Below are 25346 nucleotides of genomic sequence, written 5' to 3' on the forward strand. Positions count from 1 at the left end.
CGGTGCTCAGCAGTCCGTGCGGCGGCCGGCAGTCTGCTGCTCAGCGGCCGTGCGGCGCTGGTGGGATGGTGTTCAGCGGCCTGTCCGGCGCTGACGGGCGCTCGGCTGCCAGGTCGGCAGTCGGCAGTGGCGGGCCAGTGCTCGCAGCCCGTCCCGTGTGGTGCTAACGGGCCGGGGGCTGGGGGTGAGACCCGGCCTTGGGGGTGAGTGAGGTGGGGGAGGTCAATCGGCTCAGTACCTCGGCTGCCTCCAGCATCGTCAGCGAGATCAGCTCCTCGCACGAGGGTAGGTCCTCGATGACCCCGGCCACCTGCCCGGAAGCCATGACCCCCGCCTCCGGCACCCCGTCCACCATCGCCGACTTCAACATCATCGGTGTGTTCGCGGCGAGCAGGACCTGGCTCCACGTCATCCCCTTCCCGTGCCGCATCGCGAGCCCGTCACGGACCATCTCTCCCCAGCCCATCCCGGACATCTTCCGGAACGCCGCCGCGTGGCGTACGGCGCGTGCGAGGGATGTCATGCGCCCCGACCTCTCCAGTGAGGCCACCAGCTCCGTCCGCAGCATCCGGTGCGGGAGACCGTCCACGCGTGTGGTCACCGTGACGTCCTTGACCGACGCGGCCAGATACCGCGCCTTGACCGCGTCCGGCACCGTCGAGTCCGACGTCAGCAGGAAGCGCGTGCCCATCGCGACGCCCGCCGCGCCGTAGGCGAGCGCGGCGACCAGCCCCCGCCCGTCGAAGAAGCCGCCCGCCGCGACCACCGGTATGTCCACCGCGTCCACGACCTGCGGCAACAGCACGGTCGTCGCGACCTCGCCCGTGTGCCCGCCGCCCTCGCCACCCTGCACGACCACCGCGTCCGCACCCCACGCCGCCACCTTCTCGGCATGCCGTCGCGCACCGATGGACGGGATGACGACCACCCCGGCGTCCTTCAGTTCCGCGATCAGCTCCTTCGAGGGGGCGAGCGCGAAGGACGCGACGCGCACTCCCTCGTCGACGATGACCCGCACCCGGTCCCGAGCGTCGCCCGCGTCGGCACGGAGATTGACCCCGAACGGCTCCTCCGTACGGGACTTGACCTCCCGGACGGCCGAGCGCAGCTGCTCGACGGTCATCGTCGCGGAGGCCAGGATGCCGAGGGCGCCCGCGTTCGCCGTCGCGGAGACCAGGCGGGGGCCCGCCACCCAGCCCATGCCGGTCTGCACGATCGGGTACCGGACCCCGACCAGCCGCGTCAGCGCCGTCTCCATGCCCGGCGGGGCCGACGTCACGAGCGCACCTCGCGCTCGCGCAGAGCGCGCGGGTCCACCACGTCCCGGATCAGCCGCAGTTCCTCCGCGGTCGGCTCGCGGGTGCACGGCACGTCGTCCGCCGCCGCGAGCGGGAAGGCCGTCGCCTCGCGCACCTGCTCCACCGTCACGCCCGGATGCAGGGACACCAGGCGCATCGCGTGGTCCGCCGCCCCGAAGTCGAAGACGCCGAGGTTGGACACGACCCGGCGCAGATCGTGGAAGCGCGTCGCGGAGGGACCGGCCGCCGCCGCGCTGTCGTAACCGACCCCGCTGATCATGTCGACCTTCTCGACGAAGACGCGCGTCGAGTGACGGGGTATCCAGTAACTCACCGGATTGTTGAGGGTGTTGACCGGCGCCCCGCGCACCCCGAGCAGCTGGCGCTTGGGCCGCTCCCAGTCGCCGATGCAGGAGATGTTCTGGTTCCCGAAGCGGTCGATCTGGCTCGCGCCCATCATCACGTGACGCCTGCCGCCCATGACCATGGTCAAGTGCTTGCGGTACGGCAACCAGCCCTCCGTCACCGCCGACGGCGCCCCCACGGCGGGCACATCCCCGATCAGCAGCGCCTCCCCGTCCGTGAGCAGCAGTTCGGGCGAGAAGGTCAGCTTGGCCAGGCGGGCTGCGATGGCCGGGACCGTGCCCATCGGCGACGCGAGGATCTCACCGGCGCCACGCCAGGCCCCGGCGCAGGCGATCACGCAGTACTCGGCGCGAGTGGCGGCGCTGACGGCAGTGGAGGCGGTCGTGGCGGTCGCGGCGGTCTCCTCGGGGGTGACGGCCGCCGCCGTCGGGTCGGTCTGCGTCATCGCTGCTCCTTGTGCCAGGCCTGGACAGCCGCTTGGTAATCCTGCTCGGTGCCGCCGAGGAAGCGGTCCTCGAACTCCTTCCAGGCCTCCGGGTCGGCCGCGGCGGTCGCGTACGCCTTCTGGAAGAGTTCGTCGCGGTCGTAGTCCGGCACGCACGACGTGAAGTGCGCGCCCTGGGACGTCTCGGCCACCCCCGTCACCGCGTGCCGGGAGATCAGCATGGTCTGCGGCGCCGCGCGCTCGGTGAGCTCGCTCGACTCGACGATCCGCTCGCACGACACGTACGCCGTGTCGGCCGCCTCGCAGAACAAGTCGTCGAAGTACGGATCGGGGCCCAGATACTGGGCGTTGCCCAGGCGGTCGGCGCGGTTCAGGTGGACGAGCGCCGCGTCCATCCGCAGGGCGGGCACGGCGACGAGCTTCTCCCCGTCCTCGTACGGCGAAGTCACCGTACGCAGCTGGGGGTTGACCCGCAGGACGTCCGAGCCGAGTCCCGCGCGGATCGGCAGGAACGGCAGCCGCTGGACACCGGCCGTCAGGCCCTGCATGAACATCGCCTCGTCCAGCTCGACCAGTTCGAAGGCGCCACGCTCGCGCGCCGCGCGGAAGTGCGGCTCCAGCGGGATCGAGTCGAGTGTCGTGAACGCCGTGACCAGCTTGCGGATCTTGCCCGCTGCGGCGAGCAGGCCGATGTCCGGGCCGCCGTACGACACGACGGTGAGGTCCGTGATCCCGGACCGCAGCAGGGCCCGCACCAGCGCCATCGGCTTGCGGCGTGAACCCCAGCCGCCGATGCCGAGCGTCATCCCGCTCCGCAGCCGCCCCACGATCGCGTCGGGCGTCATGGTCTTGTCCGTCATGCCCTGCCCTTCTCTTGCTTCTCTTCCTTCTTTTCCTTGCCGGATTCCTGTCCGAAGCCCCCGCGGACGCGGTCGGCCAGACCGCTCAGGTTCGCCTCGAAGGTGAAGCCCTGCTCGAAGCGGTAGCTGCGGTGCACGTCGACCGGGTCGATGCCGTTGATCGCGGCCTTGGCGAACCGCAGCAGCGTCCCGTCCTTCTGCGCGATCTCGCGCGCCAACTCCAGGGCGGCGTCCGGCAGTTCCTCGCGCGGCACGACACGCCACACCGATCCGTGCGCGTGCAGCTCGGCTGCCGTGGCCGTGCGCGAGGTGTAGTACAGGGCGCGCATCAGGTGCTGCGGCACCAGGCGGGCGAGATGGGTCGCGGCGCCGAGCGCGCCCCGGTCCAGCTCGGGCAGGCCGAAGGTGGCGTCCTCGCTGGCCACGATCGCGTCCGCGTTGCCCACCAGGCCGATGCCGCCGCCCAGGCAGAAGCCGTGCACCGCGGCCACGACCGGCACCTCGCATTCGTACACCGCGGAAAACGCTTCGTAGCACCCGCGGTTGGCGCCTATCAGGGCGCTGTGGCCGCTGTCGCGCTGCATCTCCTTGATGTCCACGCCCGCGTTGAAACCGCGGCCCTCGGCGGCCAGGACGACACAGCGCGTCCCGGGGTCACGGCCCGCCGCGCGCACGGCGGCCGCCAGGTCGAACCACCCCTGCACGGGCAGGGCGTTGACGGGCGGGAAGTCGACGGTGACGACGGCGACGCCCTTGTCCGGGGTCGAGGTGGAGACAGACATCAGAGGATCCGCTACCTTTCAACCAGGCCCTTCAACCAAACATTTGTTAGTTAGGACGGTAGCAGCGATGACTGACACCCGACAGGTGGTCGTCGTCACCGGCGGCACCCGAGGCGTCGGCGCCGGTATCGCCCGCAGCTTCCTCGCCGCGGGCGCGCGGGTCGTCGTCTGCGCCCGGAGGCCCCCGGACCGACCGGTCGAAGTCGGCGGGGAAGCCGCCGAGTTCCGGCCCCTCGACCTGCGTGACGCGCAGGCCACGCACGCGTTCTTCGCCGATGTGGCCGCCGATCACGGACGGCTGGACGCGCTGGTGAACAACGCGGGCGGCACGCCTTTCGGGCTCCTCGCCGAGTCCGCCCCCGCCCGCCAGGCCAAGATCGTCGAACTCAACCTGCTGGTCCCGCTGTACGCGTCCTTGGCGGCGTACGAGGTGATGCGCGGCCAGCAGACCGGTGGGGGCAGCATCACCATGATCGGGAGCGTGAGCGGCTCGCGGCCCTCGCCCGGCACCGGTGCCTACGGCGCGGCCAAGGCGGGCCTGGAGAACCTCGCGCGCACGATGGCCGTCGAGTGGGCCCCGACGGTGCGCGTGAACACCGTCGTGCTCGGCCTCGCCCGCACCGAGAGCGCCCATCTGCACTACGGCGACGAGGCGGGCATCGCGCAGGTCGCCCGCACCGTCCCGCTCGGTCGCCTCGCCGATCCGTCGGACGTCGGGGACGCGTGCGTCTTCCTCGCGTCCGACGCCGCGCGCTACATCAGCGGCGCCGCACTGCATCTGCACGGGGGCGGCGAACGCCCCGCCTTCCTGGACGCCGCGTCAGTCAACCACTGAACGTATCCGAGGAGTTCCGCATGACCTCAGCCGACAAGCCGGGCACGGACAAGCCGAGCGCGCACAAGCCGGGCACGGGAATCTGCGAGGGCCGCGTCGTGATCGTCACGGGCGCGGGCCGCGGCCTCGGCCGTGCGCACGCGCGCGCGTACGCGGCCGAGGGTGCCAAGGTCGTCGTGAACGACCTCGGTGTGGGGCCCGACGGCTCCGGGGCGTCCGGTGGGCCCGCGCACGACGTCGTCGACGAGATCCGCGCGGCGGGCGGCGCCGCCGTCGCGCACGGCGGCGACATCGCCACGTCCGAGGGCGCCGCGTCCCTGGTGCGGGCCGCGCTCGACACGTACGGACAGCTGGACGCCCTGGTCAACAACGCGGGGTTCCTGCGCGACCGGATGCTGGTCAACCTCGACGAGGACGACTGGGACGCGGTGATGCGCGTGCACCTGAAGGGGCACTTCCTGCCGCTGAAGCACGCCGCCGCCTACTGGCGAGGCGAGGCGAAGGCGGGGCGCGCGCGGCACGCGTGCGTGGTCAACACCAGCTCCGGAGCGGGCCTGTTGGGGAGCGTCGGGCAGGGGAACTACAGCGCGGCCAAGGCCGGGATTCTCGGGCTCACCATGGTCGCCTCCGCCGAATTCGCCTCCTACGGAGTGCGGGTGAACGCGATCGCGCCCGCCGCGCGGACGCGGATGACGGAGCGGACCTTCGCCCGGACCATGGCCGCGCCCGAGGGCGGCGGCTTCGACGCGATGGCTCCGGAGAACGTGTCGCCGGTCGTGGTGTGGCTCGGCTCCGAGGCGTCCGCGGGCGTCACCGGCCGCGTCTTCGAGGCCGAGGCGGGGCGCATCACCGTCATGGAGGGCTGGCGGCCGGGACCCACGGCCGACAAGGGGGCCCGCTGGACCCCGGCGGAGGCGGGCGACGCGACGCTGAAGCTGCTCGCGGGATCGGAGGTGCCCCAGCCGGTGTACGGGGCGAGGTAGGAGGCAGGGCCCCGGCGGCGCCGGACGGGCCTGCCGCGAGAGCCCGTCCGGTGGGAGTCCGTACGGCAAGAGTCCGTGCGGCAAAAGCCCGTCCGGCGCGAGGCGACGTCAGGCCCCGGACGCCACGCGCACCGGTTGCGTGCCCTCCGTGCTGTGCCGCGCCGCCCAGTTCTCCAGCGACGTACGGCACGCGTGGTCGAGGTGCCGCAGCTCCGCGAGGTCGAGCTCGATCGGGCGGTCCTGGGGCAGGGCCTCCAACGCGTCGAGGAGCTTGGGGAGGCACAGGAACGTGGCGTGCCCCGACAGATGGACGCGGAGCGGTCCCGTCCCCTTGTCGACGACCTCCACCTGCACGCGCGGCGTCTCCCAGGCGATCTTTATGACGGCCAGTGCCAGGCCGATCAGGACCCCCTCGAACATGTTCACCGAAACGATCGCCACGGCCGTCACGACCAGGACGACCGCCTCGCTGCGGTGCTCGCGCCAGAGCTTGGCCAACTGCCGTACGGGGATCAGCTTGCAGCCCGCGTGCACGAGGACGCCCGCGAGCGCCGCGACCGGGATGAGGCCGAGCGCGGCGGGCAGCAGCGCCGCGAAGAGGAGCAGCCAGACGCCGTGCAGGACGCGGGACGCCTTCGTCCGCGCACCCGCCTGTACGTTGGCCGCGCTGCGGACGATGACGGCGGTCATCGGCAGGGCGCCGAGCAGCCCGCACACGGTGTTGCCCGCGCCCTGCGCGATCAGTTCCTTGTCGTACGACGTGCGCGGACCGTCGTGCAGTCGGTCCACGGCGGCCGCGCTGAACAGGCTCTCCGCCGAGGCGATCAGGGCGAAGGCGATGACGGTGCCGATGGCGCCGATGCCGAGCAGATCACCGAAGGCGGTGGCGTCCGGCATCCGCACCGCCTCGATGAGCCCCCGCACCTCGACTGTGGCCACCGGCAGGGAGAAGAGCAGCGTGGCCCCCGTGGCGAGCGCCACGGCGGCGAGCTGTGCGGGCACCGCGCGGAGCTTCGCGGGGAGCCTGCGCCAGAGGACGAGCACGGCGATGGTGGCCAGGCCGAGACCGAAGGCGGTCAGCGCGCGCTCCGAGCCGATCACCCCGGTGAGCAGGCCCGGCAGCCCGGCGATCTTGTCGAGGCCGCTCGCGGGGGCTTCGCGGTCGGCCATGGCGTACAACTGCCCGGCGACCAGGACGAGTCCGATCCCGGCGAGCATGCCCTCGACGACGGCCACGGAGATGGCCCGGAAGAAGCGGCCGAGCCTGAGGAAGCCCATGACCAGCTGGAGGACCCCGGCGGCGAGCACCAGGGCGCCGAGCGCCGCGAGACCGTACTCCCGCACGGCTTCGTAGACGAGGACGGTGAGGCCGGCGGCGGGACCGCTGACCTGGAGGCTGCTGCCGGGCAGCAGACCGGTGACGAGACCGCCGACGATGCCGGTGATCAGGCCGAGTTCGGCGGGTGCTCCGGAGGCGACGGCCACGCCCAGGCACAGGGGCAGGGCGACGAGGAAGACGACCACGGATGCGGTGAGATCGCGCCGCGCGTTGTCGGGCGCCCGGAACAGGGAGCGGGCGCGGTCGCGTACGGAGGCAGGGGAAAGCTGCATGTCGGTTGACTCCTGAGCGCCGTGGGGGGCGCGTCGGTGTGACGTGGACCGGTGTCCGGGTCCGGCCGGCGGGGTCGCCTCAGACGTGAGCGCCTGGCGGCATGGCCGTGCCGGGTGAGCCGATCAGCAGCGGAAGACCTGTAGCAGGGCGGGTAGTTCGCGTCCTGTCGGTCCCGTGTCGTGGTGGCCGACGGTGACGGGGCGCGGCGCGGGCGTGCCGACGGCCGCGGCCGTGACCCCGCGGGCGGCGAGGGGCGGGGCCGTGTCGGGGGTGAGGTCGCGGCAGTGCGGCCGGCCGCGGGCCCGGAAACGCTCGGAGGTCTCCCCGGGGTGCGTGTCGTCGCCGCAGTGCGCGTAGGGGGCCGTGGCCGGTGGCGTACGGGAGGGCACGCCGGACGCGGGTTCGTTGACGCCGTGCGCGAAGAACTGGACGATCACCAGGAGCACGGCGACGAGCGCCGCGGGCAGTACCCGCCTGCGCACTCCGGCTCCCGTCACGGTGGCAAAGTCCTCACGTGGCTGCGCAACTCGCATGGTCACCAAGTAACTTAACCCGCCAGATGTGTCACCTGGGTGACCCGGTGGTGACACGGCGCGACGGCCACCCTTCGATCAGGCGTGCGTGCCGCCCTTTCGGCCGGTGCGGTAACGGCCCCAGTGACGGCCCGACGGTGTGTCTGGCAGGCGCAGGAGTCGACACGTTCCCTGGACACCGCGCCGTCGCGCGACTCTGCTGGGGTACGCCCGTATTGCGCCACCCGAAACCCATCCGAAACCACCCCACCGCGCCGCCCACCTACACTCCGGCCCATGGCGCGGATCCTGCCCTTCCAGCCCAGGCGGCTTCCCACCGGCGACGAGAGCGGGGCCTCACTGCGGTTCCGTACCGTGCACGGCTACCGGCGCGCGTACCGCGTCGCGGGTGAGGGACCGGCGATTCTGCTGATCCACGGCATCGGCGACTCTTCGGCGACGTGGTCCCCGCTGATCCCCCAACTGGCCCGGAGCCACACGGTCATCGCCCCCGACCTGCTCGGCCACGGTGCCTCCGAGAAGCCGCGGGCCGACTACTCGGTGGCCGCGTACGCCAACGGAGTCCGGGACCTGCTCGGCGTGCTCGGCGTCGAACGGGTCACCCTCGTCGGGCACTCCTTCGGCGGCGGTGTCGCGATGCAGTTCGCCTACCAGTTCCCCGAGCGCGTCGACCGGCTCGTCCTGGTGAGCACGGGAGGCGTCGGCCCGCAGGTCACCCCCGTGCTGCGGGGTGTGTCGCTGCCCGGCGCCGCGCTGCTGCTCTCGCTGCTCGGACTGCCCGGCGCCGACGTGCCGGTGCGGGCGGTGGTCGCGCTGCTGCGGCTGCTCGACACGGGTCTGGGGCGGGACGCGCCGGAGCTGGTGGGTCTGGTCGACGCGCTGCCGGACGTGTGGGCGCGGGCCGCGTTCATCCGCACGCTGCGGTCCGTCGTCGACTGGCGCGGCCAGGTGGTCACCATGCTGGACCGCTGCTACCTCGCCCAGGGCATGCCCACGCTCCTCGTCTGGGGCGACCGGGACGGCGTCCTGCCGGTCGACCACGCCTACACCGCGCACGAGGCGATGCCCGGCAGCCGCCTGGAGATCTTCCCGGAGGCCGGGCACTTCCCCTTTCACGCCGATCCCGCGCGCTTCCTCTCGCTCGTCGAGGAGTTCATCGGGTCGACGGAACCGGCCAATTGGAGCATCGACCAGTGGTGGCGCCTGCTGCGGGCGGGTCGGCCGGGCGACGACGCGTACATCGACGAGATGGAGCGGCGGTACCGCGAGGCGAGCGAACGGAGCGCCACCTGAGGGCCCGCCTCAGGTCCCAGGGGCTCCAGGTGGCTGGCGCGCCGGCCGGACCGTCATGTCCGCCGTCAGGAAGCTGACCCCGTCCTGCGGCATCGCCGTCGACTTCACCAGGACCACGAGCAGGGCGATGTCCCCGGCAGGGTTCTTCACGCAGATCTCGCTGCCGGCCGCCACCGCGGCCAGCGGCAGGTTGTGGCTGTCGGCGCCCTTCAGGATGGTGCGGCACGCATCGAGGGTGGCCCCAGGCTTGCCGTACAGCGGCGTGATCACGCTCTTGTCGCTCTCCAGCGAGCAGCTCGACGCCCCGCAGGTGAAGCGGAGATCGCCCTTGCGGTCCTTGCGGTCGACCGGCTCCCGGAGGCTCACGGAGTTCTTCTCGTCGAACCACTGCTGGGGGTACGCGATGGCCTGCGGCGGGGTGGTCGCGGTCGAGGAAGAGTCCGCGGAGGGGCGCGAAGCGCCTGCGGCCCCGTCGCCCTTGTCGCCGGTCCCCGATTTCTCACCGGTCGCCGCCCTCTCGCCGTCCCCCGAGGTCGTCCCGCCGGATGCCGCACCGGAGCCCGACGACCGTTCGGAGCCCGACGCACCGGACTTCGAGGACGCGTCCCGGTGGCGGAGGAGGTCCGTCGCGTCCATGACCGTCCACGTCAGGCCCGCCAGCAGCAGGGCGCTCGCCGTCACGGCGCCCGTGACGAGCGCGTTGCGTCTTCGCCGGGTCCGCCGTTCGTCCGCCGCCGTAGGCACGGTCGGCTGCGGCGGCGCGAACAGCAACGGCTGCGTGTGCACCCGGGTGGGGTGGGGGACCGGAGCCGGAACCGCCACCTCGGGCCCCGTGATCTCCCGCCAGACGGCAGGCCCCGCGCCCGCGTCGGCACCCCCGCCGAGCCGCTGGCGGCACCAGTGGACGACCTCCGCCAGGGTGGCCCGCTCCGCCGGGTCGGCGGCCAGACAACGGGCGAACAGCGGACGGAGCTGCGCGGGCAGCAGGGCCAGGTCGGGCTCCGAGTGCACGATCCGGTACAGCACGCTGACCGAGGGGCCGTCCCCGTACAGTGGCTCGCCCAGCGCCGCGAACGCCGCCGTCTGACCGAGCGCGAAGACGTCGGTGGCCGCCGTGACCTCGCCCGCTGACGCCTGCTCGGGAGCCATGAACTGGGGCGTGCCGGCTGCGGAACCCGTGGCCGTGTACGCGGAGGTGGCGCTGGACGTCAGTGAGATGCCGAAGTCGATCACGCGCGGCCCGTCGGCGGCGAGGAGCACGTTCGACGGCTTCAGGTCCCGGTGCACGATGCCCGCGCCGTGGATGGCCTGGAGCGCTTCCGCGATCCCCGCCATCAGCCACAGGACCGCCGGCACCGGAAGCGGTCCGCGCCGGGCGACGGCCTCCGTCAGGGAGGGGCCGGGCACGTACAAGGTGGCGAGCCAGGGCGGCACGCCGTCCGCGTCGGCGTCGATCAGCTCGGCCGTGTACGCGCCCCGGACCCGCTGGGCCGCCTTGATCTCCCGGCCGAACCGCCGCCGGAAGGCCGGGTCGTCGGCAAGCTCCGGCCGTACCACCTTGATCGCGACAGGGCGGCCGCCCTGCGTGTGCGACAGGTAGACACGGCCCATGCCTCCCGCGCCGATCCGGGCGGCGAGTCGGTAACCGGCCACCACCGGCGGATCGTCCGTCTGTAGCGGCTGGAACACCTCAGACGCGTCGTTCATCGCCCCTTGCCCCCTGCTTCCCCTGATCCCAGGACCCCCCTGATCAGCAGCAGCCTAAAGGGTGCTGGTGGCGGCACTCGCGGCCGTTACTCCTCCGTCGGCCTCCTGTCCTGCCCTCCGCTACTCCTCCGCGAGGACCCGCTGTGCCACCGCGAACGCCGAATTGGCCGCGGGGACACCGCAGTAGACCGCCGTCTGGAGCAGCACCGCGCCGATCTCCTCGGGCGTGAGTCCATTGCGGCGGGCCGCCCGGACGTGCATGGCCAGCTCGTCGTAGTGCCCGTGCGCGACCAGGGCGGTCATGGTGATCATGCTGCGTTCGCGGTGCGCGAGGGTGGGGTCGGTCCAGACCTCGCCCCAGGCGTAGCGGGAGATGAAGTCCTGGAAGCGGGCCGTGAAGGGCGTGGTGTTCCCCTGCGCGCGGTCCACGTGCGCGTCGCCCAGGACCGCCCGCCGTACGGCCATCCCGCTCGCCGCCGCACCCGTCAAGTGCGTCCGCAACGCGGCGACCACGGCCTCCGGCCGCTCCGCGGGCGCCAGATGCGAGGCGCCCGCCAGCTCCGTGAGGGAGGCGCCCGGCACCGCGTCGGCGATCTCGCGCGCGTGGGCGGGCGGCGTCGCGGGGTCCTCGCGGCCCGCGACGACGAGCGTGGGCGCGGTGATCGTGGCCAGCGCGTCCCTGATGTCGTACGCCGCCAGCGCGTCGCAGCACGCCGCGTACGCGTCGGGGTCGGTGTTCCGGTGGTCGTCCACCAGGCCGGGGACCGTGAACCCGGGCGTGAACCAGCGGTCCGGCGCGCTCTGCGCCAGCGTGGCGAGGCCTTCGCGGCGCACCAGCGCGGCGCGCTCCTCCCAGCGGGCGCTGCCGCCGAAGTGCGCCGACGAGCAGATCACGGCCAGGCTCGCCACCCGCTCCGGGTGGTGCACGGCCAGGTGCAGGCCGACGGCGCCGCCGAGGGAGACCCCCGCGTACGAGAAGCGGTCGATGCCGAGCGAGTCGGCGAGCGCGACGACGAGCGCGGCCAGGTCGGCGACGGTGGCTCCCGGGCCGATCAGGTCGGCGGGCGACTTGCCGTGGCCGGGCAGGTCCCAGCGCACGACCCGGTGGGTGGTGGAGAGTTCGGGCGCGACGGCGTCCCACAGGGCGGTGGACGTGCCGACGGAGGAGCCGAGGAGGAGCGGGGGAGCGGTCGGGGTGCCCTCGGTGGTGTGGTGCGGCAGCTTGCCGGTCATCGTCGCTCCAGGGCTCGGTCCGTGAGGGCTCCTGCGGAGCCGGTGTAACGGGCGGGGTCGGTGAGTTCGGTGAGGTCGACGGCCGAGAGAGCGGGCTCTTCGGCGAGCACCTCCGCGAGGGACCTGCCCTCGTCGCGGGTGCGGCGGGCCGCCGACGTGAGGAGTTCCTTCGCGCGGGCCCGGCCCAGGAGCGGTGCCAGCTCCGCCGTGAGGCGTTCGGAGACGATCAACCCGTGGGTGAGGCCGAGGTGTTCACGCATGACCTCCGGGTGGACCCGGAGATGTTCGGCGAGCTCCGCCGCATGGTGGCTCGCGCCGCCGACCGTGCGCAGGAGGTCGCGCAGGGTCTCCCACTCCGCGTGCCAGGCACCTGCCGGGCGTTCGTCCTCGGCGGCCATCGACGCGTGGAGCGTCGCCGCCAGGGCGGGGGCGCGGCGGGCCGCGGCCGCGACGAGGGTGGAGCGGACCGGGTTCGCCTTGTGCGGCATGGCGGACGAGCCGCCGCCCGACCCCTCCGAGAGCTCGCCGAGCTCGGTACGGCTGAGGGTGAGCACGTCCGTGGCCGCCTTGCCCAGGGCTCCCGCGGTGAAGGCGAGAGCAGCGGCGAGATCGGCGATCGGGGTACGGAGGGTGTGCCAGGGGAGGGCGGGTCCGGCCAGCCGGAGATGACGGGCGTAGGCCGACACGAGACGCTCGCCGAGCTCGCCCGCATCGGCGGACGTCCCCGGTCGCGAGGTGCCCGCGTACGCCTCGAAAGCGGCCAACGTGCCCGCCGCGCCACCCAGTTGGGCCGGGAGGGTGTCGCGGACGGACCTCACCCGGTCCCGCGCGTCGAGGACCAGTGAGCGCCAGCCCGCCGCCTTGAGGCCGAACGTCGTCGGCACCGCGTGTTGCGTCAGGGTACGGCCCGGCATCACCGTGTTCCGGTGTTCCGACGCGAGGCGGGCCAGTGCCGCCTCCGTGCGGGTCAGGTCCGCCAGGATGAGGTCCAGCGTGCGCCGCGCGACCAGCATCATCGCGGTGTCCATGATGTCCTGGCTCGTCGCGCCCCGGTGGACGTAGGGCGCGGCGTCCGCGGGCACCGCCGCCGTCAGGTCCGCGACCAGCGGGATCACCGGATTGCCGCCGCCCCGCGCGCGCAGCGCCACATCGCGTACGTCGAAGCGGTCGGCGTCGGCCGCGGCGGCGACGTCCGTCGCCGCCTGTGCCGGAGCCATGCCCACCGTCGCCTGGGCCCGCGTCAGCGCCGCCTCCGCGTCCAGCATCGCCCGCAGGAACGCGGTGTCGCCCGTCGCGGCCTCGGCGGGGGTGCCCGCACGCCCCGGGGCGAGCAGGCCGACGTCGGCACCTTCAAGATCCGCTGGAACAAGACTCACAAGACTCACTGGAACTCCAGGAACACCGTTTCGCCCTCGCCCTGAAGGCGGATGTCGAAACGGTACGTGCGGCTCGCCTCGGGGCGGGCGATCAGCGTCGTGCGCCGCGCCGGGTCCAGGGAGCCGAGGAGCGCGTCGCCCGGCTCGTCGACCAGGTAGGCGCGCGTGTACAGGTGGTGGAGCAGGCCGCGCGCGAAGACCGCGACCGCGATGTACGAGACGCCGCCGGGCGGGAGCGTACGGACCGTCCAGTGGCCGTCCGCGTCGGTCGGCACGCGGCCGAACCCGGTGAACGCGAGCCCGTCGCGCCCGATGACCTCGCCCGTGACCGGGTCGTGCCGCAGCGATCCCGGCGCGCCCGTGCGGGAGCCGTCGGGCGCGGGCTGCCAGGTCTCGATCAGGGCGTCGGGGACGGGGTTGCCCGCGCCGTCGTACACGTACCCGTGCAGGGTGATCGTTTCCGGGTGGCCGGTCGGCGCGACCTCGCCGCCCCGCGGGAAGGGCAGCGCGTAGCCGTAGAAGGGGCCGACCGTCTGGGAGGGAGTGGGAGCGTACGACATCAGTGGTGGTCGCCTTCCTCGAAGAGCGTGGCGGAGGGGCCGTCGAGGACGATGTCCCAGCGGTAGCCGAGCGACCACTCGGGGGCGGAGAGATCGTGGTCGTAGGCGGAGACCAGGCGTCGGCGCGCCGACTCGTCGGTGACCGAGCGCAGCACCGGGTCGTGGGCGAACAGCGGGTCGCCCGGGAAGTACATCTGCGTCACCAGACGCTGCGTGAACGCCGTGCCGAAGAGCGAGAAGTGGATGTGCGCGGGGCGCCACGCGTTGACGTGGTTGCGCCACGGGTAGGCGCCCGGCTTGATCGTCGTGAAGGAGTACGTTCCCTCGTCGTCGGTCAGGCAGCGGCCGAAGCCCGTGAAGTTCGGGTCGAGCGGCGCCGGGTGCTGGTCGAGCTGGTGGGCGTACCTGCCGGACGCGTTGGCCTGCCACAGCTCGACCAACTGGCCGCGCACGGGCCGCCCTTGGCGGTCGAGGACCCGGCCGGACACGGTGATCCGCTCGCCGAGCGGCTCGCCCAGGTGCTGGCGGGTCAGGTCGCGGTCGAGCGCGGTGATGTCGGTGACGCCGAACGCGGGACCGCTCAGCTCCACCGCCTCCGGGTCGTGCAGCGGGATCAGCGGCTGCTTGGGGTGGCGGAAGTGGCTGCTGCGGTACGGGGGGTAGTCGCGCGGCGGGTGGTCGGAGGGCGCCGCGGCGGCCTGCGCCTTGGCGACCTCCGTGTCCATCTCCTGCTGGCTCAGCCCGTCGGGCAGGGGTTCGGTGAGGGTCATGTCTCTCGGCTCCGTGAGGTACGGCGTGGTGCTGACGGTGGTGGAGGGCGGGCTCAGCGTTCGAGGACCAGGGCCAGGCCCTGGCCGACACCGATGCAGAGGGTGGCGACGCCCGTGCCCGAGCCGCGCCGGGCGAGCTGGTGGGCGACGCTTCCGGCGAGGCGTGCGCCGGACGCGCCCAGCGGATGGCCGAGCGCGATGGCGCCGCCGAGGGGGTTCAGGACGTCCGGGTCGAGGTCGGGCCATTCGGCCACGCACCCCAACACCTGGGCCGCGAAAGCTTCGTTGAGCTCCAGCGTGCTCAGATCGCCGAAGGACCTGCCCGCCTTCGCGAGGGCGCGGTTGACGGCCTCGACCGGCGCGAGGCCGAAGTAGTGCGGCTCGATCGCGGAGACGGCGGATGCCGATACACGGGCCAGCGGCTCGCGGCCCGTCGCCCGCAGGCCCTCCTCGTCGACCAGGAGGAGTGCGGCGGCGCCGTCGTTGAGCGGCGACGCGTTGCCGGGTGTGACCGTGCCGCCGGAGGTGCGGAAGGACGGCTTGAGCTTGGCCATCGCCTCCTGGGACGCGTCGGCGCGCACGCACTCGTCGCGCTCGAAGAGGGCCGCGTCACCCTTGCGCCGGGGGACGGAGACCGGCGCGACCTCCGCGTCGAACAGGCCGTCCTGCCAGGCCTGTGCCGCCTTGCGGTGCGATGCGAGGGCGTACGCGTCCTGCTGCTCGCGTGTGATCCGGTGCTTGTCCGCGACGAGTTCGGCACTCTCGCCCAGCGGGATCGTCCACTGCGGCTCCATCCGCGGGTTGACCATGCGCCAGCCCAGCGTGGTGGAGTACAGCTCGGTGCCCCCGGCGGGGAAGGGCCGGTCGTTCTTCGGCAGGACGTAGGGGGCGCGGGTCATCGACTCGACCCCGCCGGCCAGGGCGATGGAGACGTCGCCCAGCGCGATGGCCCGCGCGGCCTGGATGACGGCCTCGAGCCCGGAGGCGCAGAGCCGGTTGACGGTCACGCCCGGCACCGTCACGGGCAGGCCCGCGAGCAGGGCGGCCATGCGGCCGACGTTGCGGTTCTCCTCGCCCGCGCCGTTCGCGTTGCCGAAGTAGACGTCGCCGATCCGTGCGGGGTCCAAGTCCGGTGTACGGGAGAGGAGTTCGCGGATGGCGTGTGCGCCGAGGTCGTCCGGGCGGACGCCCGCGAGCGCGCCGTTGTACTTGCCGACGGGGGTGCGTACGGCGTCGACGATGTAGACGTCACGCAGGCTCATGACGGGAATCCCTCGGAGACGGCCACGGGGACGTGGACCTTGGCCGCGGTCTTGGCGGTGATCTCGTCCGGGGTGACACCGGGGGCCAACTCGACCAGTTCCAGGCCGGATTCGGTGACGTCCAGGACGCCGAGATCGGTGATGATCCGGTTCACGCAGGCCCGGCCGGTCAGCGGCAGCGCGCACTCCTCAAGGATCTTGGGCGAACCGTCCTTGGCGGTGTGCGTCATCGCCACGATCACCGTGCGCGCCCCGTGCACCAGGTCCATCGCCCCGCCGATCCCCGTGATCATCTTGCCGGGGATCGCCCAGTTGGCCAGGTCTCCGCGCGCGGAGACCTGCATCGCGCCGAGCACCGCGACGTCGATGTGACCGCCGCGGATCATGCCGAAGGACAGCGCGGAGTCGAAGTAGGAGGCGCCGGGCCGCACGGTGACCGTCTCCTTGCCCGCGTTGATCAGATCCGGGTCCACCTCGGCGTCCGTGGGGTAGCGGCCCACGCCGAGGATGCCGTTCTCGGACTCCAGGACCACCTCGACGCCCTCGGGGAGGTAGTTCGGGATCAGGGTGGGCAGTCCGATGCCCAGGTTCACGTACTGTCCGTCGCGCAGCTCGCGTGCGGCGCGTGCGGCCATCTGCTCACGGGTCCAGGCCATCAGCCGCTCACCGTCCCTCGTGCTTCGGGCACGGAGACCGTGCGCCGTTCGATGCCCTTGTCCACCGCCTGCTCCGGGGTCAGCTCGACGACCCGCTGGACGTAGATCCCCGGCAGGTGCACCGCGTCCGGGTCGATCTCGCCCGGCTCCACCAGCTCCTCCACCTCGGCGATCGTGACCCGTCCGGCCATCGCGGCCAGCGGGTTGAAGTTGCGGGTGGACTTGTTGAACACGAGGTTCCCGTGCCGGTCGCCCTTGGCGGCCCGCACCAGCGCGAAGTCCGTACGGATGCCGCGCTCCAGGACGTACTCCTGCCCGTCGAACTCCCGCACCTCCTTGGCCGGTGAGGCGAGGGCCACCCCGCCCGAGCCGTCGTAGCGCCACGGCAGCCCGCCGTCGGCGACCTGTGTGCCCACCCCGGCCGGCGTGAAGAACGCGGGGATGCCGCACCCTCCGGCGCGCAGCCGCTCGGCGAGCGTGCCCTGCGGGATCATCTCCACCTCCAGCTCACCGCCCAGGTACTGGCGGGCGAACTCCTTGTTCGCGCCGATGTACGACCCGGTCACCCGGGCGATGCGGCCCGCCGAGAGCAGCACCGCGAGCCCCGACTCCATCGCCCCGCAGTTGTTGGACACCACCCGCAGGCCCGACACCCCGGCCTCGTACAGCGCCCCGATCAGCACGCCGGGCACACCGCTCAGCCCGAACCCGCCCACCGCCAGGGACGCACCGTCGCCCACATCGGCCACCGCGTCGGCGGCCGAGGCCACCACCTTGTCCATCCGTCGAGCCCCATCTCTTCCAAGCCTTCGATGCCCCACACATTAATCAGGGCACTGACTATTTCTACGAGGTTGAACTTACGCTGCCACTCGTTCCCTGGGCCGTCAAGAGCGAGTAGTGTTCAGTGCACCTACATAAATCTCCGGCACAGTCACAGGCACAGCTACCGGCACAGTCAGTGGAGGAACCCATGGCCGCGGTGGACCTGACCACCCACCCAGGGCACCTGGCCCGGCGTCTGCAGCAGGCGCACTATCTGCTGTGGAACACGATGGTCTCCGAGGAGATCACCTCGCCGCAGTTCGCCGTCCTGAACGCGCTGGTGGCCGAGCCCGGCCTCGACCAGCGCACCGTCGGCGAGCGGGTCGGCCTGGACCGGTCGACCATCGCGGAGGTCATCAGCCGCCTGATCCGCCGCGAGCTGCTCGACAAGGTGCGCGACCCGCAGGACGGCCGCCGCTATCTGCTGCACCTCACCGACGAGGGCAAGCGCACGCACCGCAAGCTGACCGTGCGGACGGCCCGGATGAACCAGGTCTTCCTCGGCCCGCTCTCCGCGGACGAGCAGACCGTCTTCTTCGACCTGATCCAGCGGGTCTCGGAGGCGGCGGAGGGCCTGCGCCATCCCGCCGAGCCCTTCGCGGCGGGCAGGACCTGAGTCACCCCTTCGCGTACACCACCCACACCTGGCCCGGGGCGAACGGCAGTCGATCGCCGTCGGCCGTCGTGAACTCCGTGCCGTCGTCGGCGGACGACCGCTCCCAGCGCACGTCGTAGGCGCGGCCGTCCCGCAGGACGCGCGCCTTCCCCGAGCCGATGGTCTCGGTGAACGGCGTGTTGTTGCCGGAGCGGTCGTGGAAGCGGGACTCGCGCACCTTCACGTACTGCACGACGACCGTCGAAGCGGCCAGCTGCTTTCCGTTGACGGTGCGCGCCTGCGCACCGTCCATGGAGACCAGCCAGCGCGCCCGCTCGGCCGACCAGGTGAAGGTGAACCGCGCCGCCGGGAAGCGGACCGTGCGCTCCCGTTCCGGGGTGCCGCCCTTCTTGGGGCGCGGGCCGAAGAGGAAGCCCGTGCTCTCCAGGCCTCCCTCGCCCAGGTCGGCGTTGAGTTTCTCCGGGCGTACGAAGAGGTTGTGCGGGGCCGGCTTGGCGCCGCTGCGGAAGTAGGCGTCCTCCGGTGCCTTGCCGGGCGACAGGGGGCGCAGGGGAGCCGCCGAGATCAGCGGCAGGAGCTTCGACTGGGCCCCGGAGAACGCGAGGGCCGGATCGTCGAACTGCCGGAGCAGCTCCAGATCCGTCTCCCGTGCGCTGCGCACCGGGCCGATGATCGGTGGCAGCCGGCCGGCGTACACCGCCATCAGCCGGCTCAGGCCCGCCTCGACCTGCTCCGCGTACACGACGTCGGCCGTCTCCAGGCCCGTCTGCGGGCGGGCCGGGCCCACGTTGTCGATCTTCACGGCGAGCACGCGTCCGCCCTCGTCGGACGGCCCCTTCCCGTCGCCGCCGCCGGTGTCGTTCGGGGTGCAGCCGGGCGCGAGGCCCAAGGCGGCGACGGCCGCCACCGCCGCCGCCGTCATGCGTCGTGTCCGCGTTCCCGATCCCGTTCCCATACGGAGTTCCTACCCCGTCCGCCCCTGCTCTCCCGTCCCCGGGCCCCTCAGCCCAGATCGAGGGCGTTGCGCAGGCCGAGCCGGTAGCGGGTGCGGTCGTGGCGCTTGAGGAGCTCGATCGCCGGGACGCGGTACAGAGAGGCCACCGTGCAGGGTGCGGCGTCCGAGCCGACGCTCTTCAGGATGGCGTTCACCGCCTGGCGCGCCGACGTGTTGGCGCCCTCCATCGTCGCGAGGTCGATCGGCACGGACACGTAGTCGCCCGCCAGATAGAGGTTGGGGATCTTCGTGACGGCCGACGGGCGGTTGTGGAGGGTGCCGACCGGGTGGATGAGGAGCTCGTCCTCATTGGTCGGGTTCGGCGTCCCGATGCCGTCGACGCCCGGGTCCAGGAACCACGAGTGCAGCTTGCCGTCGCTCAGGACGACCTTGCCGGTGTCGTTGAGCGCGGCCTTGAGCTGCGCCCACACCTCCTTGGCGACCTCGTCGCGCGTGCACTGCTTGGCCGTCTTGCCGTAGAGGATTCCCGGCTTGTCCCACTCGGAGATGTCCACGGAGAGGCACTCGACCGCGACGCCGTCGCCGTAGTCCGCGGGGAAGTCGCGATCCGGCCAGTGGGACGCCTGCGCGATGCCGGTGAGCGACCAGGGCGAGTCGATGAGGTTGAAGTGGCCCTTCACCACGGGCGGACGCTCCGTCAGATAGAACTGGATGCCCGTCATCCAGTCCGTCTCCAGCTTGTCGCAGCGCGCCAACTGCGGGTCGGCCGCCTTCATTTCCGCGCTCCACGTCCTGCGCGCGTGCTCCACCGGCATCGCCTGGACGTAGTGGTCGGCGGTGACGTCGCGGCGTACGCCGTCGGGGTCGTCGACGACGGCCTTCGTGATGCGGCCGCCTGCGAAGCCCAGCTGCCGCACGGTCCAGCCGATGCGGAACTCCACGCCGAGGGACTTCAGATGGGTCACCCACGGGTCGATCCACGCCTCGTTCGTCGGCGCGTTGAGCAGCCGGTCGGGCGGGCCGTCCGCGCCCTGGCCGAGCGCGTTGAAGACGAAGGCCTCGCCCAGTGTGCCGACGGTGCGGGTGCTCGCCTCCTCGGCCTTGGTGGCGACGATGTTGCGGGTGACGCCGATCGCGAGGATGCGCTGGTAGTCCTTCGACATCTTCGCGGCGCGCACGAACTCCCACCAGGGCATGGCCTCCCAGGTGTCGTCGCGGCGCTCGTCGCAGCTGGTGAGGAAGACGAGGGCGCGGTTCACGAAGTACGCGGCCTCGTGCGCGGGCAGGTTGAACGCGGTGTCCAGGAGCGCGGTGAGCGCGCGGGCGATGTCGTCCAGGGTGAGCTTCTCCGGCTCGCTGCCCGGCCACGGGATCGGCATCCGGATGTCCTCGCGCCCGGTGCGCGCGAACGCCATCTCGCGCGGCGCCGCGAGGTTGTCCCAGACGCCGTTCGCGTTCCCGGGGAAGGGGATGCGGCGCATCGTGTCCGGGAGGTTGTGGTAGATCCCCGGGATGAAGCGGAACCCGTGCTCGCCGGGCAGCGGCCTGCGGTTGCCCTTCGCGCTGTTCGGTACGTCCATGCTGCGGGCCTTGCCGCCAAGGGCCCTGCGCTCGTAGACCGTGACGGCGAAGCCGCGCTCGGCGAGCTCGTGGGCGGCGGTCAGTCCCGCGACGCCGCCGCCCAGCACGGCCACATTCCGCTGCGCCGCATCCGCTGTCGCGGCGCGCTCATCGGCCGCCGCCGGCAGCGCTCCCGCCCCCAGTGCCACCGCGCCGCCCGCCGCGGCCGCCCCCGCGACGAACGTCCGTCTCGTGCTGCCCGCAGCTCCCGAGTACCCCATGACCCGGCCCCCTTACCGTAAGTAACTCCCGTGTCAGGCGCAGGAGCTTACGGTCGCCGCCGATGACGGGGAAGCGGCGCGAGGGCGCGGGCGCGAACATTGGCGTGAATGCGTACCCGGTGGTTTTCGGCAGTTCCAGGAGGTTCTCCCGGCCGGGGGCCTTCGGCCGGTGTGACGCGCGTATGGCAGGAGTACGAAGGCTGCGTTTCCGGAGAGCCGGGGCGGGTGAGATGACTTGACCCTCTCTTGGTGCCGTGGCTAGTTTCGACGCCATGCGAATATCCCGGCGGTTCAAGCAGCGGCGCGCTGTTGATCTGATGCGCGTCGCCGCCGCCCTGTGTAGCTGACGCTCGGAACGCTTTCTCGCAGGAAGCCGCGCGCCATTCCAGGCTTCCCCTTCCGTGTACGTCCGCCACTCCCGGGAAAGAGCCCATGCCCACACACAAACGGGCGGCGCTAGGCGCTGCCCTCGTCGCCCCGCTGCTCCTGGCAGGATGCGCCGACAACGCCTCGTCGACCACGACCGTCGACGCCAAGCAGGTCTCCGCCAAGATCCCGGCGAAAGTGGATCCGGGCACCACCATCACCGTCGGGGCGCCGGAAGCCCAGGTCGCCCTGAAACTCTCCGGACAGCTCGACAAGATTCCCTTCAAGGTGAAATGGGCCAACATCAGCGGCGGCCCCCAGTGCTCCGAGGCATTCCGGGCGAATTCCCTCGACGTGTGCTCCGCGGCCGAAATTCCGTCCATTCACGCGCATTGGACGGGGCTCGACACGAAATTGGTGGCGGCCAAATACCGCAAGGACCCGCTGAAGCACCCCGTGTACGAACTCGGCATCGCACCCGGCGCCGACATCGACACGCTGAAGGACCTGCGCGGCAAGAAGATCGCCTACAGCCCGGGGCAGGCGCAGGGCGCCCTCGTCCTGCGCATCCTCGCCAAGGCCGGGCTCACCAAGGACGACGTACAGCTCGTCGAACTGCCCAGCACCGGCGACGTGTACCCGTCCGCGCTCGGCAACGGCCAGGTCGACGCCGCGCCGCTGGGCGGGGTCAACATCAAGCGCTATCCCGCGAAGTACGGCAAGGACGGCGCGAAGACGATCCAGCACGGGCTGCGGGACGACCCGGGCCACCTGTGGGTGCCCACCGAATCGGTGGAGGACCCCCAGAAGGCCGCGGCCATCCGGGAGTTCGTGAAGTACTGGGCGCGCGCCTCCGCATGGGCCGACGAGCACCCCCAGGAGTGGATCGACGGCTACTACGTCAAGGACCAGGGCCTGACCCGCGCCGACGGCGAGTACCTGGTCAAGGGCATCGGCCACCCCGACATCCCGGCCGACTGGACCGCCGCCATCGCCCGGCAGCAGAAGACCGTCGACCTGCTGGCGAAGGAGACCGGGAAGGAGACCTTCGACGCGGAGGTCCTCTTCGACCGGCGCTACGAGTCGGTCGCCGCGGACGCGGTCAAGTCCGGGGCATCCGAGAGCAAGTCCGGTGCGGACGCGGGCAAGTCCGGTGCGGGGGAGGGCTCATGAGCGCCGAGGCCCCCACCCTGACCAAGGCCTCCGCCACCCGCCCCGCGCCCGTGGTCCGGGCGGCGGGGAAGCGTCCGCGCCGCAGGCTCGGACCCGGCAGGCCCGTCCCCTACGGATGGGCGATCGGCCCCCTGCTCCTGCTCGCCCTCTGGTCGGCGGGGTCGGCCGCCGGGTTCATCGACGCCCGCAACCTCTCCGCGCCCTGGACCGTGGTGAGCACCGCAGGCGACCTGATCGCCGAGGGGCGGCTCCAGTCGAACCTTGCCACCTCCGCCGAACGCGCCCTGCTGGGGCTGCTGTTCGGCACCGCGGCCGGACTCGCCCTGGCGATCGCCGCCGGGCTCAGCAGGATCGGCGAGGGCATCATCGACGGACCCGTGCAGATCAAGCGGGCCATCCCCTCGCTCGCGCTGATCCCGCTGCTCATCCTCTGGTTCGGCATCGGCGAGTCGATGAAGGTCATCACCATCGCGCTCGGCGTGTTCGTGCCGGTCTACATCCACACCCACAACGGGCTGCGCACGATCGACGGCCGCTACGCCGAACTCGCCGAGACCGTAAGGCTTTCGCGGACCGGGTTCGTGCGGCACGTCGTCCTGCCGGGGGCGCTGCCGGGCTTCCTGCTCGGCATGCGGTTCGCGGTCACCGCGGCGTGGCTCTCGCTCGTCGTGGTCGAGCAGGTCAACGCGACCAGTGGCATCGGCTACATGATGGAGCTCGCCCGCACCTACGGGCAGACCGACATCATCATCGTCGGCCTCGTCGTGTACGGCCTCCTCGGTCTCATCTCGGACGCACTCGTCCGGCTCGTGGAGAGGAAGGCGCTGTCATGGCGACGCACACTGGCGGGCTGACGGACGACGGTCCGGCCGTGCGCATCGAGCGGCTGGTCCGGTCCTTCGGGGACCGCACGATTCTCGACGGACTCGAACTGTCCATCGCGCCGGGCGAGTTCGTGGCGCTGCTCGGCCGCAGCGGCTCAGGGAAGTCCACGCTCCTGCGGGCTCTGGCGGGCCTCGACCACGAGGTCGAGGGCAGCGGGGAGCTGTCGGCACCCGGCGATGTCTCGGTGGTCTTCCAGGACGCCCGGCTGCTGCCCTGGAAGCGGGTCCTGGACAACGTCGTACTGGGTCTGGCGGGCCCCGGAGCACGGGAGCGCGGCAGCGCGGCGCTCGCCGAAGTGGGTCTGGCGGGCCGGGAAGACGCCTGGCCGGCGGACCTGTCCGGCGGCGAACAGCAACGGGTCTCGCTCGCCCGCTCCCTGGTCCGCGAACCGCAACTCCTGCTCGCGGACGAGCCGTTCGGCGCCCTTGACGCGCTCACCCGCATCCGGATGCACGCGTTGCTGCGCCGCCTGTGCGAGGCGCACCGCCCCGCCGTGCTCCTGGTCACCCATGACGTCGACGAGGCGATCGCCCTCGCCGACCGGGTGGTCGTCCTGGACGCGGGGCGCATCGCGGCCGACGTACGGGTGGAGCTTCCCGCGCCGCGCGGCCAGGGGAGTCCTCAGTACGCGGAGCTGCGGGGGAGGCTGCTGCGGCAGCTGGGGGTCGACCTGTCCGGCGACGATCCCGTGCCCGCCGGCGGCGCCGAGCGCGCCCCGCATGCCGTACCTGCCCCGTCCGCCTCGCACGCCCCGAAGGACGAGGTGGCCGTCGCATGAGCCGCCGCGAACTGCACCTCAACCTCTTCGTCTACCCCGGCGGGCACCACGAGGCCGCCTGGCGCCACCACGGCTCCGACCCCGCGCGCATCCTGGACATCGACTTCTACCAGGACCTCGCACGGCGCGCGGAGGCCGCCACCTTCGACGGGATCTTCCTCGCCGACGGCCCGGCCCTCGCCGACAACGTCCGCTACGCGAGCCGCTTCCGCCTGGAGCCCTTCACCTGGCTCTCCGCGATCGCCGCCGTCACGCGGCGCATCGGCCTCATCGCGACCGCGTCCACCACCTACAGCGAGCCGTACAACCTGGCCCGTCTCTTCGCCTCGCTCGACCATCTCAGCCGCGGGCGCGCGGGCTGGAACATCGTCACCACCGGAGCGCCGCAGGCCGCCCGGAACTTCGGCCTCGACGCGCACCCGGTGCACGCCGAACGGTACGACCGCGCACAGGAGTTCCTCGACGTCGTCTCCAAGCTCTGGGACAGCTGGGAGGACGATGCGCTCGTCGCCGACCAGAAGACCGGGCTCTTCGCCGACACCGACCGCATCCACACCATCGACCACGAAGGGCCGCACCTGAAGGTGCGCGGCCCGCTCAACACCCCGCGCACACCGCAGGGCCGCCCCGTCTACGTGCAGGCGGGCTCGTCGGAGGACGGCCGGGCCTTTGCCGCGCGGTACGCGGAGGCCGTGTTCACCGCGCACCAGACGCTCGGCAACGGCCAGGACTTCTACGCCGATCTGAAGAAGCGGGCGGCGGGGGCCGGCCGCGACCCCGACAAGGTGCTTGTCCTGCCCGGCATCAGCCCCTTCATCGGCTCCACGGAGGCCGAGGCGCACGCCCTGCACGACGAGTACAACGAACTCACCCAGCCCGAGTACTCCTTGCAGCTCCTGCACCGCATGCTCGGCCTGCGGCTGACCGCCGGGCAACTGGACGGACCCGTACCCCGCGAGCTCATCGAGACCGGTGGTGAGCGCGGCAACGGCAGCCGCTTCCAGGTGATCCTCGACATCATCGACCGCGAACAGCCCACCGTGCGCGGCCTGTTGCACCGCCTCGCCGGGGCGCGCGGCCACCGTGTCGTCGCGGGCACGCCCGAGCAGGTGGCGGACCAGATCCAGGAGTGGTTCGAGCAGGGCGCCGCCGACGGCTTCAACGTCATGCCGCCCGGCCTGCCCGGCGGCTTCGACCTCTTCGCCGACCAGGTCGTGCCGATCCTGCGCGCCCGCGGCCTGTTCCGCACCGAGTACACGGGCACGACCCTGCGCGACCACTACGGCCTGGCCCGCCCGGAGAGCCAGTACACCGCGTGAGCCTCTAGCGCGGCGTA

The 25346-nt window shown here is 72.3% G+C and carries 24 protein-coding genes; 8 read left to right on the top strand and 16 right to left on the bottom strand.

Annotation, left to right across the window (positions count from 1 at the left end):
- Positions 1-163: 163 nt before the first annotated feature.
- From ACIGXX_RS08270 to ACIGXX_RS08285, 4 genes are read right to left on the bottom strand one after another with little or no spacing between them, the layout of a single operon-like run.
- Positions 164-1258 (bottom strand): nitronate monooxygenase, encoded by a 1095-nt coding sequence (locus ACIGXX_RS08270; RefSeq protein ID WP_361462243.1) that lies wholly within the window; start codon positions 1256-1258, stop codon positions 164-166.
- 17 nt (positions 1259-1275) lie between these two features.
- Entirely contained in the window at positions 1276-2109 is an 834-nt protein-coding gene (locus tag ACIGXX_RS08275) for a CoA-transferase subunit beta (protein ID WP_399973813.1), read from the bottom strand.
- On the bottom strand, positions 2106-2969 hold the full coding sequence (locus ACIGXX_RS08280; protein ID WP_399973816.1) for a CoA transferase subunit A: 864 nt from the start codon (positions 2967-2969) through the stop codon (positions 2106-2108). Before ACIGXX_RS08280 ends, ACIGXX_RS08275 begins: the two co-directional genes overlap by 4 nt.
- Positions 2966-3751 carry an enoyl-CoA hydratase family protein gene (locus ACIGXX_RS08285; RefSeq protein WP_351160991.1) on the bottom strand — a complete coding sequence of 262 codons (786 nt, stop codon included), beginning with the start codon at positions 3749-3751 and terminating at the stop codon, positions 2966-2968. Before ACIGXX_RS08285 ends, ACIGXX_RS08280 begins: the two co-directional genes overlap by 4 nt.
- A gap of 67 nt (positions 3752-3818) precedes the next feature.
- On the opposite strand from ACIGXX_RS08285, the gene ACIGXX_RS08290 reads away from it, so the two are divergent.
- Together ACIGXX_RS08290 and ACIGXX_RS08295 are read left to right on the top strand one after the other, a co-directional pair.
- Positions 3819-4586 carry an SDR family oxidoreductase gene (locus ACIGXX_RS08290; RefSeq protein WP_351160993.1) on the top strand — a complete coding sequence of 256 codons (768 nt, stop codon included), beginning with the start codon at positions 3819-3821 and terminating at the stop codon, positions 4584-4586.
- Between the two features lie 20 nt (positions 4587-4606).
- Positions 4607-5569: an SDR family oxidoreductase gene (locus ACIGXX_RS08295; protein WP_383823173.1), complete on the top strand. Its 963-nt coding sequence runs from the start codon at positions 4607-4609 to the stop codon at positions 5567-5569.
- 108 nt (positions 5570-5677) lie between these two features.
- On the opposite strand, the gene ACIGXX_RS08300 is transcribed toward ACIGXX_RS08295, so the two are convergent.
- Both ACIGXX_RS08300 and ACIGXX_RS08305 read right to left on the bottom strand, forming a co-directional pair.
- The gene (locus ACIGXX_RS08300; protein WP_361461545.1) at positions 5678-7180 is read right to left on the bottom strand and encodes a SulP family inorganic anion transporter; all 1503 of its coding nucleotides are present in this window, start codon (positions 7178-7180) and stop codon (positions 5678-5680) included.
- A 123-nt stretch (positions 7181-7303) separates the two neighbouring features.
- Positions 7304-7678 carry a hypothetical protein gene (locus ACIGXX_RS08305; protein ID WP_351161000.1) on the bottom strand — a complete coding sequence of 125 codons (375 nt, stop codon included), beginning with the start codon at positions 7676-7678 and terminating at the stop codon, positions 7304-7306.
- Between the two features lie 312 nt (positions 7679-7990).
- Here ACIGXX_RS08305 and ACIGXX_RS08310 point away from each other — a divergent pair, with 312 nt between their 5' ends.
- Positions 7991-9007 carry an alpha/beta fold hydrolase gene (locus ACIGXX_RS08310; RefSeq protein WP_351161003.1) on the top strand — a complete coding sequence of 339 codons (1017 nt, stop codon included), beginning with the start codon at positions 7991-7993 and terminating at the stop codon, positions 9005-9007.
- Positions 9008-9016: 9 nt separating this feature from the next.
- Here ACIGXX_RS08310 and ACIGXX_RS08315 read toward each other — a convergent pair whose 3' ends face one another.
- The 8 genes from ACIGXX_RS08315 to ACIGXX_RS08350 all read right to left on the bottom strand — a co-directional run bounded on the left by ACIGXX_RS08315 (position 9017) and on the right by ACIGXX_RS08350 (position 17353).
- Complete coding sequence (locus tag ACIGXX_RS08315; RefSeq protein WP_399973823.1) at positions 9017-10714, bottom strand: serine/threonine-protein kinase; 1698 nt, start codon at positions 10712-10714, stop codon at positions 9017-9019.
- 120 nt (positions 10715-10834) lie between these two features.
- On the bottom strand, positions 10835-11947 hold the full coding sequence (pcaD, locus tag ACIGXX_RS08320; RefSeq protein ID WP_399973826.1) for a 3-oxoadipate enol-lactonase: 1113 nt from the start codon (positions 11945-11947) through the stop codon (positions 10835-10837).
- The gene (gene pcaB / locus ACIGXX_RS08325) at positions 11944-13323 is read right to left on the bottom strand and encodes a 3-carboxy-cis,cis-muconate cycloisomerase (protein ID WP_399973830.1); all 1380 of its coding nucleotides are present in this window, start codon (positions 13321-13323) and stop codon (positions 11944-11946) included. The genes pcaD and pcaB overlap by 4 nt, the downstream gene beginning before the upstream one ends.
- Before the next feature lie 5 nt (positions 13324-13328).
- Entirely contained in the window at positions 13329-13883 is a 555-nt protein-coding gene (gene pcaG, locus ACIGXX_RS08330; protein WP_351161015.1) for a protocatechuate 3,4-dioxygenase subunit alpha, read from the bottom strand.
- Entirely contained in the window at positions 13883-14608 is a 726-nt protein-coding gene (gene pcaH, locus ACIGXX_RS08335; protein ID WP_351161678.1) for a protocatechuate 3,4-dioxygenase subunit beta, read from the bottom strand. Before pcaH ends, pcaG begins: the two co-directional genes overlap by 1 nt.
- A gap of 98 nt (positions 14609-14706) precedes the next feature.
- Positions 14707-15909 carry a thiolase family protein gene (locus tag ACIGXX_RS08340; protein ID WP_399974373.1) on the bottom strand — a complete coding sequence of 401 codons (1203 nt, stop codon included), beginning with the start codon at positions 15907-15909 and terminating at the stop codon, positions 14707-14709.
- 2 nt (positions 15910-15911) lie between these two features.
- Positions 15912-16571 carry a CoA transferase subunit B gene (locus ACIGXX_RS08345; RefSeq protein ID WP_366462415.1) on the bottom strand — a complete coding sequence of 220 codons (660 nt, stop codon included), beginning with the start codon at positions 16569-16571 and terminating at the stop codon, positions 15912-15914.
- Complete coding sequence (locus tag ACIGXX_RS08350) at positions 16571-17353, bottom strand: CoA transferase subunit A (RefSeq protein ID WP_351161026.1); 783 nt, start codon at positions 17351-17353, stop codon at positions 16571-16573. Before ACIGXX_RS08350 ends, ACIGXX_RS08345 begins: the two co-directional genes overlap by 1 nt.
- Positions 17354-17544: 191 nt before the next feature.
- Here ACIGXX_RS08350 and ACIGXX_RS08355 point away from each other — a divergent pair, with 191 nt between their 5' ends.
- On the top strand, positions 17545-18012 hold the full coding sequence (locus ACIGXX_RS08355) for a MarR family transcriptional regulator (RefSeq protein WP_351161028.1): 468 nt from the start codon (positions 17545-17547) through the stop codon (positions 18010-18012).
- A gap of 1 nt (position 18013) precedes the next feature.
- Here ACIGXX_RS08355 and ACIGXX_RS08360 read toward each other — a convergent pair whose 3' ends face one another.
- Positions 18014-18967: a DUF3048 domain-containing protein gene (locus ACIGXX_RS08360; RefSeq protein WP_383823195.1), complete on the bottom strand. Its 954-nt coding sequence runs from the start codon at positions 18965-18967 to the stop codon at positions 18014-18016.
- 47 nt (positions 18968-19014) lie between these two features.
- Complete coding sequence (locus ACIGXX_RS08365; protein WP_351161033.1) at positions 19015-20808, bottom strand: FAD-dependent oxidoreductase; 1794 nt, start codon at positions 20806-20808, stop codon at positions 19015-19017.
- Between the two features lie 432 nt (positions 20809-21240).
- Here ACIGXX_RS08365 and ACIGXX_RS08370 point away from each other — a divergent pair, with 432 nt between their 5' ends.
- The 4 genes from ACIGXX_RS08370 to ACIGXX_RS08385 are packed head-to-tail and all read left to right on the top strand — an operon-like array spanning position 21241 to position 25329.
- Positions 21241-22347, top strand: coding sequence for an ABC transporter substrate-binding protein (locus ACIGXX_RS08370; RefSeq protein ID WP_399973836.1), 1107 nt, complete (start codon positions 21241-21243; stop codon positions 22345-22347).
- The gene (locus tag ACIGXX_RS08375; RefSeq protein ID WP_399973839.1) at positions 22344-23201 is read left to right on the top strand and encodes an ABC transporter permease; all 858 of its coding nucleotides are present in this window, start codon (positions 22344-22346) and stop codon (positions 23199-23201) included. The genes ACIGXX_RS08370 and ACIGXX_RS08375 overlap by 4 nt, the downstream gene beginning before the upstream one ends.
- A complete protein-coding gene (locus tag ACIGXX_RS08380; protein WP_399973842.1) occupies positions 23177-24010 on the top strand; it encodes an ABC transporter ATP-binding protein in 834 nt (277 codons plus the stop codon). Before ACIGXX_RS08375 ends, ACIGXX_RS08380 begins: the two co-directional genes overlap by 25 nt.
- Positions 24007-25329 (top strand): LLM class flavin-dependent oxidoreductase, encoded by a 1323-nt coding sequence (locus ACIGXX_RS08385; RefSeq protein WP_399973845.1) that lies wholly within the window; start codon positions 24007-24009, stop codon positions 25327-25329. Before ACIGXX_RS08380 ends, ACIGXX_RS08385 begins: the two co-directional genes overlap by 4 nt.
- The last annotated feature ends 17 nt before the right edge of the window (positions 25330-25346 follow it).

The organism is Streptomyces sp. NPDC055243 (assembly GCF_044544025.1).
GTDB lineage: Bacteria > Actinomycetota > Actinomycetes > Streptomycetales > Streptomycetaceae > Streptomyces.